The sequence below is a fragment of the Orbaceae bacterium lpD01 genome, from assembly GCA_036251705.1.
GTDB lineage: Bacteria > Pseudomonadota > Gammaproteobacteria > Enterobacterales > Orbaceae > Utexia > Utexia brackfieldae.
This window is the reverse complement of the sequence record CP133959.1, coordinates 786,461-805,751: the sequence shown is the minus strand read 5'-3', so window position 1 is coordinate 805,751 and position 19,291 is coordinate 786,461. Positions and strand designations below refer to the sequence as shown.

Below are 19,291 nucleotides of genomic sequence, written 5' to 3'. Positions count from 1 at the left end.
AAAAAATAAAAAAGAGATTAATTGTATGATTTATATTGAATATTTAAATCGTAGGCTAGATAAATGGACGATTTTATTTTTGAATATTAAAGGCAAATCCGCCAAAATCAGCATACCAGACGGAAATAAAGCGATAAGAAAGACGATGTTAGGGCAAAAAAAAAACACCACCCAGATGGGTGGTGTTGAGATCATCAATTAATATGATGAGCCTGGTTTGCGGCCTGAACTACTTTTGCCATCGCCGGAACGTGGACTTCTTTTTCTTGGCGCGGAACTCTCGCTGCTGCGACGGTCACCACCTTTACTCCCACTTCGTTTTTCACGGAATGGACGATCATTGCCACCACTGCTTTGGTTACTATCCGTTAACATTGTCATATTCATTGGCATGTTTAACACACGCACTTTCGAAAAATGACTCAGTAAATCAGTCGGCATCCCTTTTGGCAGCTCAACCGTTGAGTGATCATCATTTAAACGGATATGACCAATGTAACGACTACTGATATCACCTTCATTGGCAATTGCACCAACAATGTGACGAACTTCGATACCATCATTACGACCGATTTCTATACGGTAGGTATCCATTTCACCCACATCGCGACGTTCGCGACGTTTCTCAGGTTCACGATCGAAACGATCCCGACGCTCACCACCTCTATCACCGCGACGGTCACGGCGATCATCACGCTGTGGACGGTCATAGTCACGACTTGGTTTAAAGACTGGATCTGCAGGTAAAATCAGTAAGCGTTCACCTTGAGCCATCTTCAATAGTGCAGTCGCCAACGTTTCTAAATCGGTCTCAGCTTCCTGTTGCAATTTAGTTAAAATATCACGATAGACATCCAGATTTTTACTTTCTAGCTGCTGTTTTATTTTCGCTGAAAAACGAGCAATACGGCGCTCTTCCAGTAAAGTTTTTGATGGTAGCTCAACTTCTGGAATCGGTTTTTTGATAATTTGTTCAATATTACGCAGTAAACGGCGCTCACGATTATCAACAAACAGTAATGCGCGACCTGCACGGCCCGCACGGCCCGTACGACCAATACGGTGAACATAAGATTCTGAATCAAGTGGAATATCATAGTTAACCACTAAACTGATACGTTCGACATCTAAGCCTCGCGCCGCGACATCGGTTGCAATCAGAATATCTAAACGACCATCACGTAAACGATCTAACGTTTGCTCACGTAGTGCTTGTGTCATATCGCCATTCAAAGCCGCACAGTTATAGCCATTTTTCTCTAACACTTCTGCAATATCAAGTGTTGCCGTTTTAGTTCTAACGAAAATAATCGCGGCATCAAAATCCTCTGCTTCAAGAAAACGAATCAACGCATCATTTTTACGTAAACCACGCACAGTCCAGTAGCTCTGGCTAATATCCGGTGCAGTTTGGTTAGTTGCTTTAATTTGTACTTCTTTCGGATTACTCATGAAACGTTTAGTAATACGACGGATTGGTGCTGGCATCGTCGCCGAGAATAAGGCCGTTTGATGATCTTCAGGAATCGCATTCATAATGCTTTCTACATCATCAATAAAGCCCATACGTAACATCTCATCCGCTTCATCAAGCACAAGGCCTTTTAATGAAGAGAGATCTAATGTTTTACGATTAAGATGATCAAGTAATCGACCTGGTGTACCAACAACAATTTGTGGACCCTGTTTTAACGCACGTAATTGAACGTCATAACGCTGACCACCGTAAAGGGCTAATACTTTAATACCTTTCATATATTTAGAGAACTCAGTACAGGCATCTGCAACTTGAATCGCAAGTTCTCGAGTTGGCGCTAACACTAAAAGCTGCGGGGCTTTTAAATTCGCGTCCATGGTTGCTAAAAAAGGTAAAGAAAATGCCGCAGTTTTACCACTACCGGTTTGCGCCATACCCAATACATCATCGCCATTGAGTAGTAATGGGATACATTGCGCTTGAATAGGTGATGGCTTGGTAAAACCAAGATCATTTAATGAATTAAGGATTTCCTCGGGAAGACCGAGATCAACAAAAGAGACTTCGTTTGTCATGTAAACTCGCTTATAAGTGTTTATCGTGTAAAAACAGATAGACGCCAGCTTACTAAACTGAAAAATTTACAACTAACCCCACTAATAACCAGCATGTGCAGTATAATATAAAACTTCATCATACAAAACTAACCTATCGTTCGCTAATCTGCTTGATGCATCGATTAGGATATAAAATATCGTCAATATCAGATATTATTTAAGTTTTTCATCATTTTGCACACAATCCAACAATAAAATTATTACTGTTTTATGCTTTTGTCTTGTTTCACATAATGGAAACTAACACTAGTTATAAAAAGAACTTGCTATAAGATCTATTTTCACTTTTTAAAAACTGGCATGACCCAAAATTAATTCCAATTAGAATTAATTGATAGAACCTAATTTTACTTTATTTTCTGTCAGTAAATTAAGTTCAAATAATGCTTGTTGATGTTCAATAAAATTATAAATATTACTTGATAATGCATATTTAAACATCACTTCAGCACGTTTTTCGTCACCTTTATTTAGATAGTATTTACCTAAATAAAAATAGACTTCACAAAGACGCTGAGCCAGTTCAAGATTATTTGAACTAGCCGCTTGCGCTTTTTGAATTAAATCCTGTTCATTGATGCGTTTTAGATAAAACGCAACAATATTGTCACTAAAAGCACTATGATCTGAAATGGCATCATAACGCTGCTGTAAAGATATTTTTGCCTGATTTTCGTCAACCGCAGACTCTATAAGGTAGAGCCACAATATTCGAAAAGCGTCGCGCGGCGCCTGCTGATAAAATGCCAATGCATCTTCTCTGGCTGCATCAAAACGTTTCATGTTATAGAGTAAAATTGCTCGATTGAGTCGAACAAAGTCATCATGTGGATCTAACTCGATGACGGTATTAAAAGCTAATAAAGCCGAATCAGCATCATCCTGACCGGCAGCGATAACACCCAGATAATTATAAACCCCAGGTATCGTTGGCACCATGGCTAAAATAGTCATGAAATCACTACGTGCAAACGTATGAAAACCTAACGAATCATATAATGTGCCGCGACGATACAGTAGTTTTATACGCGTCAGCTCATCAAGTTTAGACTGACTAAGCTGGTTACTGATTTGCGCTAATTCAAGTTCGTTATCATAACTAATTTGTTCTGGTATCGCCAAAACAGGGAGAGCTGAATGGCTGGATGACTGACAATCCGTTAAACATAACGCAGCTATTATCACTAATAGCACTCTCATTGTGTTTATCCTCATCATCCGCTCCCAAATCCTATGCGCTTTACTGAATATATGAACGATATATCGTTTTTCAATCCACTATTCACTGAATCTGAAAAAATATATCATGATCAATAGTTATTCTTAGCTATTTTTGATAGCAAAACGACGTTAATTATTCACTTTTTGCTATTATTGATTATCAGTTATATCCCGATAGGCCGACAAAATCGACGAGAGATGATATTTTCAGATAGACTAAATACAGACAAGTGAAGATAGTTTACCATGCTATCGCTAAATGAACTATTTTATTTATCATTTAGTGCAAAAAAAACTATCTTACTTGTCGATAATATTAGCAATTACTCAGCAGTTTCACTACTTACCGCTGCTTCAGGTGCTTTTTCCTGTGCTTCTTTCATACTTAAACGAATACGTCCTTGTCGATCGATTTCAAGTACTTTAACTTGAACTTCTTGACCAACTTGTAAATAATCAGAGACCTTCTCAACACGATGATCAGCAATTTGAGAGACATGAACAAGCCCCTCTTTGCCACCACCGATGGCAACAAAAGCACCAAAATCAACAATACGCACCACTTTACCCGCATAGACAGTACCCACTTCAATCTCAGCCGTAATTTCATTAATACGTTGAATTGCACGTTGTGCCTTCTCACCATCTGATGCAGCAATTTTAATGGTACCGTCATCTTCAATTTCAATGGTCGTCCCTGTTTCCTCAGTTAAAGCGCGAATAGTTGCACCGCCTTTACCGATAACATCACGAATCTTATCTGGATTGATATTAATCGTATAAATGCGTGGTGCAAACTCAGAGATCTCTTTACGCGGCGTGTTAATCGCTTGTTCCATAACACCTAAAATATGTAAACGAGCGCCTTTCGCCTGATTTAAAGCAACCTGCATAATCTCTTTGGTGATACCTTCGATTTTGATATCCATCTGTAAAGCACTAACGCCTGTACTCGTACCGGCAACTTTAAAGTCCATATCACCTAAATGATCTTCATCACCTAAGATATCTGAAAGCACAACAAAATCATCACCCTCTTTAACAAGTCCCATCGCAATACCAGCAACAGAGGCTTTAATCGGCACACCCGCATCCATAAGCGCTAACGAAGCACCACAGACTGATGCCATTGAAGATGAACCATTTGACTCCGTAATTTCAGACACAACACGAACGGTATAGGGAAACTCATCGGTTGAAGGCATGACTGCTGCGACGCCTCGTTTCGCTAAACGACCATGACCAATTTCACGACGTTTTGGTGAGCCAACCATACCGGTTTCACCCACAGAGTACGGAGGGAAGTTATAATGAAGTAAGAAACGATCGGTATATTCACCGGTTAAATTATCAATCGTTTGTGCATCACGCTCAGTCCCTAATGTTGCTGTGACTAAGGCTTGAGTTTCACCACGGGTAAAGAGTGATGAACCATGGGTACGCGGCAATACGCCAGTACGGATATCAAGCGCACGAATCATATCTTTTTCGCGACCATCAATACGAGGTTCACCGGCAATGACACGATGACGAACAATTTTACTCTCTAAATCGATAATAATATTTAAAACTTCGTTCTCTTCTAACTCTTCATTCTGTGCTTTTAATGTGGCTAAAACGTCATCTTTAATCGTATCGATTTGCGCATAACGCGCTTGTTTCTCAGTAATACGATAAGCTTCGCCCAAACGCGCCTGAGCAAGTTGAGCAACCGCTTGATAAAGCGTCTCATTTTTTACAGGTGGCTGCCAATCCCATTTGGCATTGCCCGCTTTAGCGACAAATTCATTGATATTGTCGATAACCACTTGTTGCTGATCATGGCCAAAGACAACCGCACTTAACATTTGCTCTTCAGTCAGTAAATCAGCTTCAGATTCAACCATTAATACCGCGTTTTTCGTACCCGCAACCACTAAATCTAAGCGGCTCGTTGCTAATTCACTGGTGGTTGGGTTCAGAATGAATTTATCATCAATAAAACCAACGCGCGCAGCACCGATAGGACCATTGAACGGTAATCCTGACAGTGATAATGCCGCAGAAGCACCAATCAATGCCACGATATCTGGGCTAATTTCAGGATTAACTGAAACCACAGTGGCAATGATCTGAATTTCATTCACAAAACCTTCTGGGAAGAGTGGACGCAAAGGACGGTCGATAAGACGTGCAGTTAAGGTCTCACCCTCACTTGGACGGCCTTCTCGTTTAAAGAAGCCACCAGGAATTCGACCTGCTGCATAAGTACGTTCTTGATAATTGACCGTTAATGGAAAAAAGTCCTGACCTTCTTTGACTTTTTTATTGGCCACAACAGTCACAAATACCGCGGTATCATCCATGCTCACCATAACGGCAGCCGTGGCTTGTCTCGCCATAATACCGGTTTCTAATGTTACCGTATGTTGACCATATTGAAATTTTTGAATAGTCGGATTAAACAAAGTAAGTTCCTCTTAATGTTTAAATAAAATAATAAAGACCGGCTCCATACTCACGACTAATGACAAATCTATCCTCATTGATCTCAATCAGAATAAAGCTCTCATTAGCCGCGCGTAAAACATGAAGCGGATGTTGCAAAAAATCAGGCTAAATTATACATCAAAAACAGACGCAATAAAACGCTTTAAAAATTAAATTCATCGGTCAGCCTAAGCAAGAGATAGGGCGTGCTGAATTATCGTTTGGGTATATGCTACACAAACATCCCATCCAGAGACTATTACGGTGGAGAACACCCGTTTTATCGAATAAAACAGCGTCTTAATACATAGACAATAGTCATCAAAGGCGTAAGTTTGCTATCTTAACGATGGATTTGATGTTAATACGAATGATATTTTGCGGACTGTTTTGTACATAATAAAAAAGAGGCCTTAGCCTCTTTTTTATCGATAGACCGTCGAAATTAACGACGTAAACCTAAACGTTGGATAAGTTGAGAATAACGCTCAACATCACTACCTTTTAGGTAATCAAGTAATTTACGACGGCTAGATACCATACGTAATAAACCACGACGGCTATGATGGTCTTTTTTATGTTCAGCAAAATGACCTTGTAAATGGTTGATTTGCGCAGTTAATAGGGCAACTTGAACTTCAGTTGAACCGGTATCTTTTGCATCGCGACCATATTCAGCAACGATTGCAGCTTTAGCTTCAGCGCTTAGAGACATAATAACTCCTAAAACATCTAAATAATAAAAATAAAGAAACGCCGATCTCTAACTCAGCCATTTCCACGAAATAGGCGCTGATTATAGCGTATCTATCGTAAATTGCAATCGGAGATTATGCCCTATATTGACAGCGAATATCCGCCCCTTTCCCCCTGAAACGTAAAATATTGAATTCTCTTGAAAAGGGCTATCGCCATAATAACTTAACGCTGCTAAGATAACAGACACATTTCACCTTACATAATAAAACTCGAGGGTTTTGCTGTGTCTGACAAACAATCTTTAAGCTATAAAGACGCGGGTGTTGATATTGATGCCGGCAATGAATTAGTGAATCGCATCAAACATGTGGTAAAAGAGACTCGTCGCCCTGAAGTGATCGGCGGTTTGGGGGGATTTGGTGCGTTATGTGCTATCCCGCAAAAATACCAACAACCCATCTTAGTTTCCGGCACCGATGGCGTTGGCACAAAATTACGTTTAGCCATGGATCTGAGTCGTCATGATGCAATCGGTATCGACTTAGTGGCCATGTGCGTCAATGACCTGATTGTCCAAGGCGCCGAGCCACTTTTCTTTTTAGATTATTATGCAACAGCCAAGCTCGATGTCGACATTGCCACACGCGTTGTGACCGGGATTGCCGAAGGATGTAAACAGTCAGGTTGTGCGCTGGTCGGTGGTGAAACCGCAGAGATGCCCGGCATGTATCATGGTGGTGACTACGATATCGCTGGTTTTTGTGTCGGCGTGGTTGAAAAAGATGAGATCATCGATGGTTCTCAAGTTCAAGACGGCGATGTGATTGTGGCGTTAGCCTCCAGTGGTCCCCACTCAAATGGTTACTCGCTGGTGCGTAAAATTTTAGCCGTTAGCCAAACCGATCCGCTCAACACTCAGCTGGAAAACAGACCGTTAGCAGATCACCTGTTAGCCCCAACCAAAATTTATGTTAAATCTATCCTCGCTCTGCTTGAGACATGCCATCCTCATGCCATTGCCCATATAACCGGAGGCGGCTTTTGGGAAAATATTCCGCGTGTATTACCCGAAAATACCCAAGCCATCATCGATGAATCAAGTTGGCAATGGCCGGCTGTCTTTCAGTGGTTACAAACAGCCGGCAATGTTAGCCGTCATGAAATGTACCGCACATTTAACTGTGGCGTCGGTATGATCATTGTTTTACCGGCAAACCAAGCTGAGGCCGCTATCGACTTTTTAAATAGCCAAGGTGAACACGCTTGGTTATTAGGCCAGATAAAAGCCACCAGTAGTCAGGAAACGGTAGTGATAAAATAGCGACGTCAATTGGCTGTTTAAATCACGGCCCTATTTTATCGATGATAAGCGATAAATTAAACGCGATAGGATTATGATGAAAAAAATAGTTGTGCTGGTTTCAGGTAACGGCTCAAATTTGCAAGCCATTATTGACGCTTGTCAAAACGGTAAAATAGCGGCCCAAATTGCCGCGGTAGTGAGTAATAAACCCGGGGTTTATGCATTAGAAAGAGCCCAGTTAGCCCATATCCCAACCCATGTGATCGATCATCATACTTATGCGACGCGTGAACAGTTTGATGTTGCCGTCGCTAATATTATCGATCAGTATCAGCCGGATCTTATTGTGCTTGCTGGCTATATGCGGATTTTAACCGCCTCGTTTGTTGAACATTATGCGGGAAAGATGCTCAATATCCATCCCTCTTTATTGCCTAAGTATCCAGGCTTAAATACCCATCAACGCGCCATCGATGCCAAAGATAGCGTACATGGTACCACGGTTCATTTTGTCACCGAGCAGCTTGATGGCGGGCCGATCATTTTACAAGCTAAAGTGCCTATTTTCCCAGAAGATGAAGTTGTGGATATCGCCCAGCGAGTCGTGACACAAGAACATCTGATCTATCCGTTAGTCATAAAATGGTTTATTGATGGCAGACTGCAAATGAGACAAGATAAAGCTTATCTGGATGATCAGCTGCTGCCTGAGCTGGGATTCTCAAGTGATGATTAATTAACGCCAGATTATCGGCATAAAAAGATCAGGTTGACTCACTGATACACCTTTACTAAAAAAAGCACATTTTTTGTTAAAATACTGGGAAACTAATGATTGACGACGGAAACATATTTTGCCAATGTAGTCATTAAGTCAACCACTGATTAGCGGTTGTTATTCTAAAAAAGGAGATCAATTATGAGTTTAAATATCACCAGTAAACAAATGGATATCACTCCTGCAATTAGAAGCTATTTAGAGGAGAAATTCACTAAATTAGATAAATGGCGCGCCGAACTCATTAATCCTCATCTTATTTTATCAAAAGAACCTGATGGTTTTATTATTGATGCGACCATCACAACCAAAGGGGCAACTTTAGTCGCCTCCGCCAAACATGATGACATGTATGTCGCTATCAATGAATTAATTAGTAAACTGGAAAGACAACTGAATAAATCACAACATAAAGCAGAAGCACGCCGTGCTTATGAAAGTATCAAAAATCTTGCCACAGAATAAATATTTCTCAATATAATCTGCAAAGGCACTGTATAGTGCCTTTATCTTATGCGATAATTTTAGTCAAATCTGTTTTTAGATATCACTCATTATGACGACAATGCAATTAAAAAAACTCACAGACAGTATGGATGAATTAGACAAATCGCTATTAAAGTTATTAGCCGAAAGAAACCATCTTGCCATCGACATCATTCAGACTAAAATTGCCGCCAATTTACCGGTTAGGGATACCGAACACGAGCATCAACTGCTCAATATGTTACTGTGTGAGGGCAAAAAGTATCATCTTGATGAGCTTTATATTACCCGCCTCTACCAAATTATTATTGAAGATGGCGTATTAACGCAGCAAAAAATGTTGCAAAAACATCTCAATGCCAATACCCAAAAAACGGCTAAGTTTGCCTTTTTAGGGCCGAGAGGCTCCTACTCTCATTTAGCCACCCGACGTTATGCTGATATGCATTTTGATCAATTGATCGAATGTGGTTGCCGTAGTTTTGCCGAGATTTTTCAGCAAGCTGAGGACGGTTTGGTCGACTATAGTATCGTGCCAGTCGAAAACAGCAGTTCGGGATCAATTAATGAAGTCTATGACTTGCTACAAAAAACCAATTTGCATATTATTGGTGAACTGGCCCTCCCTATCGACCACTGCATTTTAGCCGCCGGGGATACCGACTTAAGTCACATCGATACTGTCTATAGTCATCCACAACCGTTCCAGCAGTGCACGCAATTTCTGGCAAAATATACGCATTGGAAAATTATCTACTGCGATAGCACCTCATCAGCCATGGAAATGGTCGCAAACATTAATCAACCCAATGTTGCCGCCATGGGCAATAAAGCCGGTGGCGAGCTATATGGTTTAAAAGTACTGGCACATAATTTTGCCGATCAAAAAGAGAATATTACCCGCTTTATTGTGCTTGCCAGAAAACCTATCGATGTTTCCCGCCAAATTCCGGCCAAAACCACGATTTTAATGAAAACCGGACAACAGTCAGGGGCGCTGGTCGATGCATTATTGATTCTGCGCAAACATAATATTGCCATGACTAAACTCGAATCCAGACCGATTCATGGCAATCCGTGGGAAGAGATGTTCTATGTCGATTTACAAGGTAATCTCTCCTCTGTCGATATGCAAGCGGCGCTAAAAGAGCTTTCAGCGATCACGCTATTTTTAAAAGTACTCGGTTGCTATCCGAGTGTTTCTCTATTACCGATGATATAAATCACCCATGACACCACCAATTCAGGCATCATTTTCTGATGCCGTTCTTCACTGGTACGATCAATTTGGTCGTAAAACGCTGCCCTGGCAAATAGAAAAAAGTGCCTATCATGTCTGGCTCTCTGAGGTCATGTTACAGCAAACTCAAGTTGCTACAGTCATCCCCTATTTTCAGCGATTTACTGAACACTTTCCAACAGTCAGCGATCTGGCGAATGCCAATATCGATGATGTCCTTCACCTGTGGACTGGACTCGGTTACTATGCAAGGGCGCGCAATCTCTATCAGGCTGCTCAAAAAATTGCTCAGCAGTATCACGGTGAGTTTCCCACCCAATTTGCCCAGGTTATTGACTTACCGGGTGTTGGCCGCTCAACCGCCGGGGCGATTTTATCGCTCTCACAAAATCAACATTTCGCTATTTTAGATGGCAATGTAAAACGGGTACTAGCCCGCTATTTTGCAGTTTCAGGTTGGCCGGGTATAAAAACGGTCGAAAACCAGCTTTGGCAACTGAGTGAATCGGTTACGCCCGCCAAACGTGTGGCACAATTTAATCAAGCGATGATGGATATTGGCGCGATGATCTGTACCCGCACCAAACCGAAATGTAACCTCTGTCCGGTAGCGCAGCATTGTCTGGCCAACCAACAACAACGTTGGGCCGACTATCCAACCAAAAAACCCAAACAGACTATCCCAGAAAAAACTGCTTATTTTCTGATATTAGCGAATCAATCATCGGTCTGGTTAGCGCAGCGACCTACGCAGGGTATTTGGGGTGGCTTATACTGTTTTCCACAATTTGCCAGCTTAACGGAGCTCGATGACTATCTTAAAACTGCGCAGATCAGTCTGCATCATCGTCAGCAACTGATCTGTTTTCGCCATACCTTCACCCATTTTCATCTGGATATCGTGCCTATTTATGGGGTAATTGATACCGAAAAGCCCCCCACATTACCGGGCAATGGCTGTTGGTATGATCTGCATCATCCAGCCAAAATAGGTCTGGCAACGCCAGTGAAAAACTTATTGGAGGTGGTCGCCAAAATGTCGCTGGTTCACTAATCTGGAGATGGCATCAGCGTAAAAGAACGCTTTCCCTATGAAATAACGCTATCTTTACATAGACAACGGATGATAATTTTCCTATTATCATCAAATATCATATTGAGCGAAAAGGATGGTTATGAACAGAGTTATATTTTGTCATTTTTTAAATAAAGAAGCAGAGGGGCTTGATTTTCAGCTCTATCCGGGCGAATTGGGTAAACGCATTTATAATGAGATATCTAAACAGGCTTGGGCTGAGTGGCTGAGCAAACAGACGATGCTGATTAATGAACATAAATTGAACATGATGAATCCAGCGCATCGTAAACAGCTTGAAGCTGAGATGATTAAATTTCTGTTTGAAGGGCAAGACATCGAAATTAATGGCTACACCCCTGAAAAAGCGAAATAAATCGATTTAATCTACCTAAATTAGTCATAACATTATGCCAAATAAACAACTGATTGCCATGACGATTGCGGCGCTGATTTTATCGGCGTGTTCAAGTTCGCCCACGCCCAAAAAATCCCAGCCGGTCTATACGAAAGATACCAATGCCTTAAATATTTTGATTAATCAAATCTCAGATAATATTCAAGATATTTGGGGGTCGAAAGAGGTGCTGATCGCCGGTCCGAAAGATTATGTTCAATATAGTGAAGACTTACAGACGCGCGTTCATATCAATTTTGTGTCTGGTGTTATCACGATTGAAACACTTGAAACCGACGCAAAACCGGCACTCTATGCCGCCATCACCTCAACGCTGTTACTGGCTGAGCCAGTCGATCTGTTAAATAGTCAGGCGATACATGATTCCACACAAGAACCTTTTCTTTATAAGCAGGTGGTCGATAACATGGGCGAAGCGATTCGCTGGCCATGGCGAGCCAATCGTTTTGCCGATTACCTGTTAGCCAATCAACTCAAAACTCGCCAATCGGGTGGTAAACAGATCGCTTATGTAACGATTAATCTGGTGGCCAACCACGTTGATGAGCGCGCCCACAAATTTTTACCATTGGTTAAAACCGCGGCGCAGAATTACCGCTTAGATGAAGCGCTAATTTTAGCGATTATGAAAGTCGAGTCTAACTACAATCCATTTGCAGTGAGTCGTTCTGATGCCTTAGGTTTAATGCAAGTCCAGCAGCATACTGCCGGGCGTGATCTCTATAGTGCATGGGGAAAAAGTGGCGAGCCATCACGCTCTTTCTTACTCGAACCCAAGAATAATATTGATATGGGATCAGCCTATCTGGCAATGATTCGCGACCGCTATTTAGTCGGTATCCGCAACCCCATCTCGATGAAATATGCGATGATAACCTCCTACAATGGCGGCGCAGGTAGCGTACTGATGACCTTCTCTAAAGACCGAAGTAAAGCGGTTGATGAGATAAACCGTCTCTCGCCAGAACAGGTTTATCAAAAATTAACCTCAGATCACGCGTCGGCAGAGTCGCGCAATTATCTGATTAAAGTTACCAATATTATGGGTAAATAGCGCTATCCCAATTGACAGGCTAAACGGCATCCTATCGTTTAGCCTGATCATCACACACACCACGCCATCTCATCCTTATCAGCATAACATTAGCGTGTATGGCGACACTTCATCAGACGTCATCGGTTAAACTTGTCGAGCAAAATCAGCTGCTTGCTGAATTAAATCGGCTGATGGACGTATGCCGGTATATAACACAAACTGTTCGACCGCCTGAATCACCCCGACGTCCGCGCCGCTAATCACGGTCTTGCCCAATGAACGCGCCAGCTTAATCATCGGCGTTTCAACGGGTAGTGCTACCACATCAAAAATCACCTGCGCCTGAGCAATTAACTCAGCAGGGAATGCCAAATCATTGACTTCTAGGCCGCCCGCCATCCCTACCGGCGTTACGTTAATCAGCATACCCAGGTCTGCGGGTTGCAAATCCTGCTCATCGGTAACATATCGGTAGTGATAGTGCGTGGCCAGTGCCTGCCCCCTCTCCTGATTACGGGCCAAAATAATACCATGTTTAAAACCACTATCGGCCAGTGCGCCCAGCACCGCTTTGGCCATACCGCCGCTGCCTTTTAAGACAAAGGGGATATCATGATTCATCGCCGGATTTTGTAATAAATGCGCAACCGCAATATAGTCGGTATTATAAGCCTTTAGATAACCTTGCGTATTAACAATCGTATTGACCGACATAATCGATTTGGCGGAAACATCTAGTTCATCGAGCCACTCGATACACGCCTCTTTAAATGGCATAGAGACGGCACTGCCACGAATACCTAGCGCACGAATCCCGGCAATCGCACCGGCCACATCTTTGATCGCAAAGGCTTTATAGATATAATCAAGGTCTAAATGATCATAGAGATAATTATGAAAACGGGTACCAAAATTGCTCGGGCGGGCGGATATTGAGATACAGAGTTGAGTATCTCGATTGATCGCTTTTTTCATCTGGTTCTCCTACTTTGCAGATGTTGGATTAAATGGCGAATCGCAATCAGCGGATGATAAAATATCATCCGCGGCCCTGCAAAACGCATCACTTGTCTAATGTGCCGTTGATAATCTTTTCGATAACAGTGTTTCGGGCAGTGTGCACAAGTTGGCTTATCTTCACCAAAACGGCAGAGCGTTAAACGCTGCATCGCGTAGTCATATAAATCCTGACAGTGCTCACAAAGAGTCTGTTTGTTTTCGGGACATCTATTTTGGGGAAGTCCGTTTTGGGTAAGTGTGCTTCGTGAATGTCGGGGTTGGTGATGACGCTGACAATACAGCGCTATCATATAGCCGACTGCCTGTTTTTCTTCACGAATCCTACGTCCACTATTCTGCCTGACCATTTTTTTACTCTTTATGCTAACGATTTGTTGATTAATGCCGCGTGATAAAATCAGTGATTTGATTTTATGGCTATTTTACATAAAATAGATAACTTAATACGATTTTATCATTCACGCTACTTAAACTTGCTAACTTTTATGACAATTGAATTTTCCCAAACCGCTTATCAAAGCCAATTTACCGCTAAAATCAATAGATTAACCACGCTGATGGCAGAATTTGCCCCGCCACCAGTACAAGCCTTCGCGTCTCCGATTAGCCATTACCGAATGCGGGCTGAATTTCGTATCTGGCATGAGGGAGATGACCTCTATCATATTATGTTTGATAGCCAAACCAAACAACGCATAAAAATCACTGAATTTCCGGTCGCCTCTCAATTAATCAATCAAGCGATGACTCTGCTGTTAGCCTATATCAAACCGATTAAGATACTGCGCCATAAACTGTTTCAAGTCGATTATTTATCTACGCTCAGTGGACAGCTCCTCATCAGCCTGCTCTATCATAAAAAACTCGATGATCATTGGGCTGCGCACATTGATCCACTCAAAGCCTATTTTAGCCGTCAAGGCATCGCGGTCGAGATCGTTGGCCGAGCCACTAAACAAAAAAGGGCATTTGAACATGACTATATCGAAGAGACTTTAGTGGTCAATCAGCAGCCGATTATTTACCGTCAGGTGGAAAATAGTTTTACTCAGCCAAATGCAGCGATAAATATCAAAATGTTAGAGTGGGCATTATCGGTCACCCAAGATGCCCAAGGTGACCTGTTAGAGCTCTATTGTGGTAATGGTAATTTTTCACTGGCACTGGCACGTAACTTCAAACAAGTACTCGCTACCGAAATATCAAAATCGTCAGTCGAATCAGCCCAATATAATATCGCGGTCAACCGGATTGAAAATGTGACGATTTTACGCATGTCAGCCGAAGAGTTTACCCAGGCGATCCGGGGCGAACGCAGTTTTAACCGTTTAAAAGGTGTCGATCTCTCGGCTTATCAATGTCAAACCGTGTTAGTCGATCCGCCTCGAGCAGGACTTGATGCTGAGACCTTGGCCATGATTAGCCAATATCCAAAGATACTCTATATTTCATGTAACCCAATGACATTAAAGGAAAATATGCAAACCTTAAGCCAAACTCATCGTATTTCACATCTGGCAATGTTTGATCAATTCCCTTATACTGAACATATGGAAAGCGCGGTGGTGCTGAACAAAATTTAGATAAAAAAATCCCCAGCTAAAAAAGCTGGGGTGCAAAATGCAAGGAATGGATGAAAGGAAATAAAACAATGAAAAAACTAACTAGAAAACTAACTAGAAAACTATGTAGTTGATTCAGGTGCTATACTAACAGTCCAATTCGAACGCAAACATGACATGTATATGACAATTTTGTCATTTATTTGTCATCTTCAGTTTGGTCGTGATGTTCTATGCTGATGTTGAAATCAATTGCTAAAACCGGAGCAGTCATGAAACTATTAGTTGTCGAGGATGAACAGAAGACAGGTGAATACCTAAGGCAAGGTCTGGTCGAATCTGGCTATATAGTGGATCTGACCCATAACGGTTTAGATGGTTACCATAAAGCCATGACAGAAGAGTATGATCTGATTGTCCTTGATATTATGTTACCGGATATTAGTGGTTGGAAAATATTACAATCCTTAAGAGAGGCAAAAAAAGAGTCACAAATTTTACTGTTATCGGCCATGGGCAGCATCGAAGATAAGGTGAAAGGCCTGAATCTGGGTGCCGATGACTATATGGTTAAACCCTTCTCTTTTGCTGAATTACTGGCACGAATTAAGTCACTATTGCGACGTAACAGCCCGCAAATTTACCAAAATCAGTTGAGCATGGCTAACTTAGTCATGGATCTCCCTAAACGCACCGTCACACGCGCCGATAAACGCATTGATTTAACCAATAAAGAGTTTTTACTGCTGGAATATTTTCTGCGTCACCCTAAAGAGGTCTTGCCAAGGTCGCTGATTGCTTCTCAGGTTTGGGATATGAATTTTGATAGTGACACGAATGTGATTGATGTGGCCATTCGCCGTTTACGTAATAAAGTCGATGCAAATTTTGAACCCAAGCTGATCCATACAGTGCGTGGTATGGGTTACAAATTGGATATCGTGGATGAAAACTAATGTAAAATATACGCTGTTTTCGTCTTTTCGACTGGCGATTTTAGTGTGTAGCGTCACCTCAATTTTACTGTTTATTCTCAGCTACTTTATTGAACGCTCGTTTGAACGATATGCCATTAACCAGAGTATTTCTGAACTCAATGCGGTGATTAGTTCATTAGAAAGCGAGCTAACTGTCAGGCAGCCAAGTAGCCCAAAAGAGTTGAATAAAATCGAACAAAATATGTCACTGATCTTATCCAGTCACTACCGTTTATTTGTCTATATCGAAGATCAGCATGGCAATGTGATCTTAAATACACCCGGTCCAAATTTAGCCATTATTCAGCAGACTTCACAGTTTAATTTTTTAGCCAGCACCCGCAAAACCGCCATTTGGGATGAAAACAGACGCTTCTATCGTATCGCGATTGCTAATTTTAACTCGCCCAATGGCAATCAATACAGCATTATCACGGCGGTTGGACAAGAGCAGCAACTCCAATATATTTACCGCTTGCGAGAAGGTCTGACCACCTTAATTATGATTACCGGGATGATCTCATTTATTTGGACCCTGATTGCTATTTATCTGACCCAAAGACCGATTTCACGTCTGATTAAACGCATTGAAAGCGTCACCTCTAAACATTTAAGCTACCGTATTCCTCTGGATGTCGTGCCGGTCAAATTTATCGGTATTATTCAGGCTTTTAATGATATGTTAGCGCGGATTGAAGATGTCTTTCAGCGGCAACGCAATTTTACCGCGGATATTGCCCATGAGATCAGAACCCCCATCACCAATTTGGCGACCCAAACCCAGATAGCCCTCAGCAATGCGCGCACCACCGATGAGTATCGGGAAATTCTGTACTCTAATCTGGAAGAGTATGAGAAGCTCTCAAAAATGATCTCTGATATGCTCTTCCTTGCACAAGCCGATAATAAATTATTAACGCCAGAACTAGTTGAGATTGATCTGCTAGACACCTTCCATTTTATCTTTGACTACTTTGAGCCCTTGATTGAAGATAAGAATATTGCCTTTAAACTGGCAGGTGAGGTGCCCCCAATCGAAGGCGATCGTTTAATGCTCAATCGCGCCATTAGCAATCTGATTTCCAATGCTATCCGCTATACTCCCTCAGAACAGACCATTCATGTCACTTTAAAAGAGGTCGATAAAAAATGGGTCCAGTTTACGATTAGTAATCCGGGTAAAAAGATAGAGCCGAAGCATCTGCCCAAACTCTTTGATCGTTTCTATCGTGTGGATAAATCACGGCAGCGTAATGGTGAAGGAGCCGGTATTGGTCTGGCCATTGTAAAATCGATTATTGAAACCTTAAAGGGCCAGATTCATGCTGAATCTGACGATATCTCAACCCGCTTTATCGTCACCTTACCAATTAAAAAACGCGAACGGCTCTCACTCAGTAAAACGTAACGCATATTTAATATTAGCAAGGCACTTATTCCAAAATCATGAGTTCTCGCCGAGCCTAAACAGGGTTCATCAGCGCCTAAAAAAGGCCGCCAATGCTGCCTTCTCTCATGATTAAAACTGAGCGCCTGACATGGGTCAGTCTCCTTTAGGCAGTTAAATCGCTACTATAATCACTGATCAGTAAATTGGCTGCCGCAAACGCCGCTCGTTCACGCAGCTCTTCTGGCACCCGCTCATCACGCACAATGGTATCGAGACTTTGTAACACACAGTCGAGCACATTGGGCATATAGCCAAGCTCATTACTACCAATTTCAGCATAACGCTGTTTAATTAAGGGATGAAGCTTATTCATATCTTATCCTATACGTTTTTTAAAAAAGAGGTATGCCAGACTAATGGTAAACACGGTAATCACCAATAACGGGTAGAGACTCTGCCACACCATCGGCAACGAGCCTCCTTTTAGATAGATCTGTTTAGTCAGCTCAGTAAAATGTCTCACTGGATTGACCCAAGTGATATATCGCAAAATTTCCGGCATGTTCTCAACCGGTGAAATATAGCCAGACAGTAAAATGGCCGGCACCATAAACACAATGATACCGATAAAGGCTTGTTGCTGTGTAGAGCAAAGTGCGGAAATTAATAACCCAAACCCAACCAACGAACACCCATAGATCAGCATGCAGAAGTAATACAGCAGCAGTGAGCCTTGAAAAACAATCTGAAAAAAGAAGATCCCCACCAGCAGAATAATCGATCCCTGAACCATTGCAATCACTAATGCCGGTATCGCTTTGCCAATAAAAATCTGCCAGGTGCTTAAGGGTGAGACCAACAACTGCTCAAAGGTGCCCTGCTCACGCTCGCGCGCTATCGATAAAGCGGTCACCACTAACACGCCAATGGTGGTAATCAGTGCCACCAGTGACGGTAATACAAACCACTTGTAATCTAAATTAGGATTAAACCAGTTTCTCACCACCAGCTGGGTCGATTGACACTGCTGCGTTTGCTGGCAAACTAGCGCTTGCCGATACTGGGCAATAATTTGCTGTACATAATTGGCGGCCAGCTGAGCGCTGTTTGAGTGACGGCCATCTAACACGAGCTGCACTGCCGAGGTTTGATCAGCCGGTGATGGACTAAGCAGCTGCTGGGAGAAATTGGCCGGCAAAATGACCGCCAGCAGCGCGGTCTGATTATCAATCGATGACTGTAAGGCGCTGCGTGAATCAACAAAATCTAAGCGGGAAAAAGGCTCGGCTTGCGCTAACCGGGCAATCAGCTCCTGCGCCGGCTGACCATGATCTTGATCATAGATAGCCAGCGTCGCGTTAGAGACATTGAGGGTCGCGGCAAAAGGAAAAATGGTAACTTGCACTAAAACCGGCATAATTAAGACAATCCGCGTCTGCTTATCTCTTAGCAATAGCAGTAGCTCTTTGCAAATCAGTGTCCAGATTCGCATAATGACAATCAATATATGATTATTACGCATC

At 42.2% G+C, this 19,291-nt stretch carries 19 protein-coding genes; 11 read left to right on the top strand and 8 right to left on the bottom strand.

All coding sequences use genetic code 11. From position 1 onward, the window contains the following. Positions 1-25 precede the first annotated feature (25 nt). On the top strand, positions 26-202 hold the full coding sequence (locus tag RHO15_03620) for a hypothetical protein (protein ID WVD64613.1): 177 nt from the start codon (positions 26-28) through the stop codon (positions 200-202). On the opposite strand, the gene RHO15_03615 is transcribed toward RHO15_03620, so the two are convergent. The 4 genes from RHO15_03615 to rpsO form a co-directional block, all read right to left on the bottom strand. After that, the gene (locus RHO15_03615) at positions 199-2,052 is read right to left on the bottom strand and encodes a DEAD/DEAH family ATP-dependent RNA helicase (protein ID WVD64612.1); all 1,854 of its coding nucleotides are present in this window, start codon (positions 2,050-2,052) and stop codon (positions 199-201) included. The two genes, RHO15_03620 and RHO15_03615, sit on opposite strands and share 4 nt — an antisense overlap. Before the next feature lie 369 nt (positions 2,053-2,421). Further along, positions 2,422-3,294 (bottom strand): lipoprotein NlpI, encoded by an 873-nt coding sequence (gene nlpI / locus RHO15_03610; GenBank protein WVD64611.1) that lies wholly within the window; start codon positions 3,292-3,294, stop codon positions 2,422-2,424. Positions 3,295-3,638: 344 nt separating this feature from the next. Further along, positions 3,639-5,762: a polyribonucleotide nucleotidyltransferase gene (gene pnp, locus RHO15_03605; GenBank protein ID WVD64610.1), complete on the bottom strand. Its 2,124-nt coding sequence runs from the start codon at positions 5,760-5,762 to the stop codon at positions 3,639-3,641. A gap of 467 nt (positions 5,763-6,229) precedes the next feature. Beyond that, the gene (rpsO, locus tag RHO15_03600) at positions 6,230-6,499 is read right to left on the bottom strand and encodes a 30S ribosomal protein S15 (protein ID WVD64609.1); all 270 of its coding nucleotides are present in this window, start codon (positions 6,497-6,499) and stop codon (positions 6,230-6,232) included. A gap of 267 nt (positions 6,500-6,766) precedes the next feature. Here rpsO and purM point away from each other — a divergent pair, with 267 nt between their 5' ends. The 7 genes from purM (at position 6,767) to mltC (ending at position 12,837) form a co-directional block, all read left to right on the top strand. Next, positions 6,767-7,804: a phosphoribosylformylglycinamidine cyclo-ligase gene (gene purM, locus RHO15_03595; protein WVD64608.1), complete on the top strand. Its 1,038-nt coding sequence runs from the start codon at positions 6,767-6,769 to the stop codon at positions 7,802-7,804. 76 nt (positions 7,805-7,880) lie between these two features. After that, positions 7,881-8,522, top strand: a complete 642-nt coding sequence (gene purN, locus RHO15_03590) for a phosphoribosylglycinamide formyltransferase (protein ID WVD64607.1) — start codon at positions 7,881-7,883, stop codon at positions 8,520-8,522. A 183-nt stretch (positions 8,523-8,705) separates the two neighbouring features. Continuing rightward, positions 8,706-9,029, top strand: coding sequence for a ribosome-associated translation inhibitor RaiA (raiA, locus tag RHO15_03585; GenBank protein WVD64606.1), 324 nt, complete (start codon positions 8,706-8,708; stop codon positions 9,027-9,029). Positions 9,030-9,120: 91 nt separating this feature from the next. After that, positions 9,121-10,272, top strand: a complete 1,152-nt coding sequence (pheA, locus tag RHO15_03580) for a bifunctional chorismate mutase/prephenate dehydratase (protein WVD64605.1) — start codon at positions 9,121-9,123, stop codon at positions 10,270-10,272. A gap of 7 nt (positions 10,273-10,279) precedes the next feature. Then, complete coding sequence (mutY, locus tag RHO15_03575; GenBank protein ID WVD64604.1) at positions 10,280-11,344, top strand: A/G-specific adenine glycosylase; 1,065 nt, start codon at positions 10,280-10,282, stop codon at positions 11,342-11,344. A gap of 121 nt (positions 11,345-11,465) precedes the next feature. Next, positions 11,466-11,741 (top strand): oxidative damage protection protein, encoded by a 276-nt coding sequence (locus RHO15_03570; GenBank protein ID WVD64603.1) that lies wholly within the window; start codon positions 11,466-11,468, stop codon positions 11,739-11,741. Positions 11,742-11,775: 34 nt separating this feature from the next. Next, positions 11,776-12,837, top strand: coding sequence for a membrane-bound lytic murein transglycosylase MltC (gene mltC, locus RHO15_03565; GenBank protein ID WVD64602.1), 1,062 nt, complete (start codon positions 11,776-11,778; stop codon positions 12,835-12,837). A gap of 126 nt (positions 12,838-12,963) precedes the next feature. Here mltC and RHO15_03560 read toward each other — a convergent pair whose 3' ends face one another. Together RHO15_03560 and RHO15_03555 are read right to left on the bottom strand one after the other, a co-directional pair. Continuing rightward, entirely contained in the window at positions 12,964-13,794 is an 831-nt protein-coding gene (locus tag RHO15_03560) for a shikimate 5-dehydrogenase (protein ID WVD64601.1), read from the bottom strand. Further along, a complete protein-coding gene (locus RHO15_03555; protein WVD64600.1) occupies positions 13,791-14,186 on the bottom strand; it encodes a nitrous oxide-stimulated promoter family protein in 396 nt (131 codons plus the stop codon). Before RHO15_03555 ends, RHO15_03560 begins: the two co-directional genes overlap by 4 nt. Before the next feature lie 138 nt (positions 14,187-14,324). On the opposite strand from RHO15_03555, the gene trmA reads away from it, so the two are divergent. From trmA to RHO15_03540, 3 genes are all read left to right on the top strand, one after another. Continuing rightward, positions 14,325-15,422, top strand: a complete 1,098-nt coding sequence (trmA, locus tag RHO15_03550) for a tRNA (uridine(54)-C5)-methyltransferase TrmA (protein ID WVD64599.1) — start codon at positions 14,325-14,327, stop codon at positions 15,420-15,422. Positions 15,423-15,673: 251 nt separating this feature from the next. Then, on the top strand, positions 15,674-16,357 hold the full coding sequence (locus RHO15_03545; protein WVD64598.1) for a heavy metal response regulator transcription factor: 684 nt from the start codon (positions 15,674-15,676) through the stop codon (positions 16,355-16,357). Then, positions 16,347-17,786, top strand: a complete 1,440-nt coding sequence (locus tag RHO15_03540; GenBank protein WVD64597.1) for a heavy metal sensor histidine kinase — start codon at positions 16,347-16,349, stop codon at positions 17,784-17,786. The genes RHO15_03545 and RHO15_03540 overlap by 11 nt, the downstream gene beginning before the upstream one ends. Before the next feature lie 145 nt (positions 17,787-17,931). Here RHO15_03540 and RHO15_03535 read toward each other — a convergent pair whose 3' ends face one another. Together RHO15_03535 and RHO15_03530 are read right to left on the bottom strand one after the other, a co-directional pair. After that, on the bottom strand, positions 17,932-18,141 hold the full coding sequence (locus RHO15_03535; protein WVD64596.1) for a YaeP family protein: 210 nt from the start codon (positions 18,139-18,141) through the stop codon (positions 17,932-17,934). A gap of 3 nt (positions 18,142-18,144) precedes the next feature. Beyond that, the gene (locus RHO15_03530) at positions 18,145-19,290 is read right to left on the bottom strand and encodes an ABC transporter permease (protein ID WVD64595.1); all 1,146 of its coding nucleotides are present in this window, start codon (positions 19,288-19,290) and stop codon (positions 18,145-18,147) included. Between the last annotated feature and the right edge of the window lies 1 nt (position 19,291).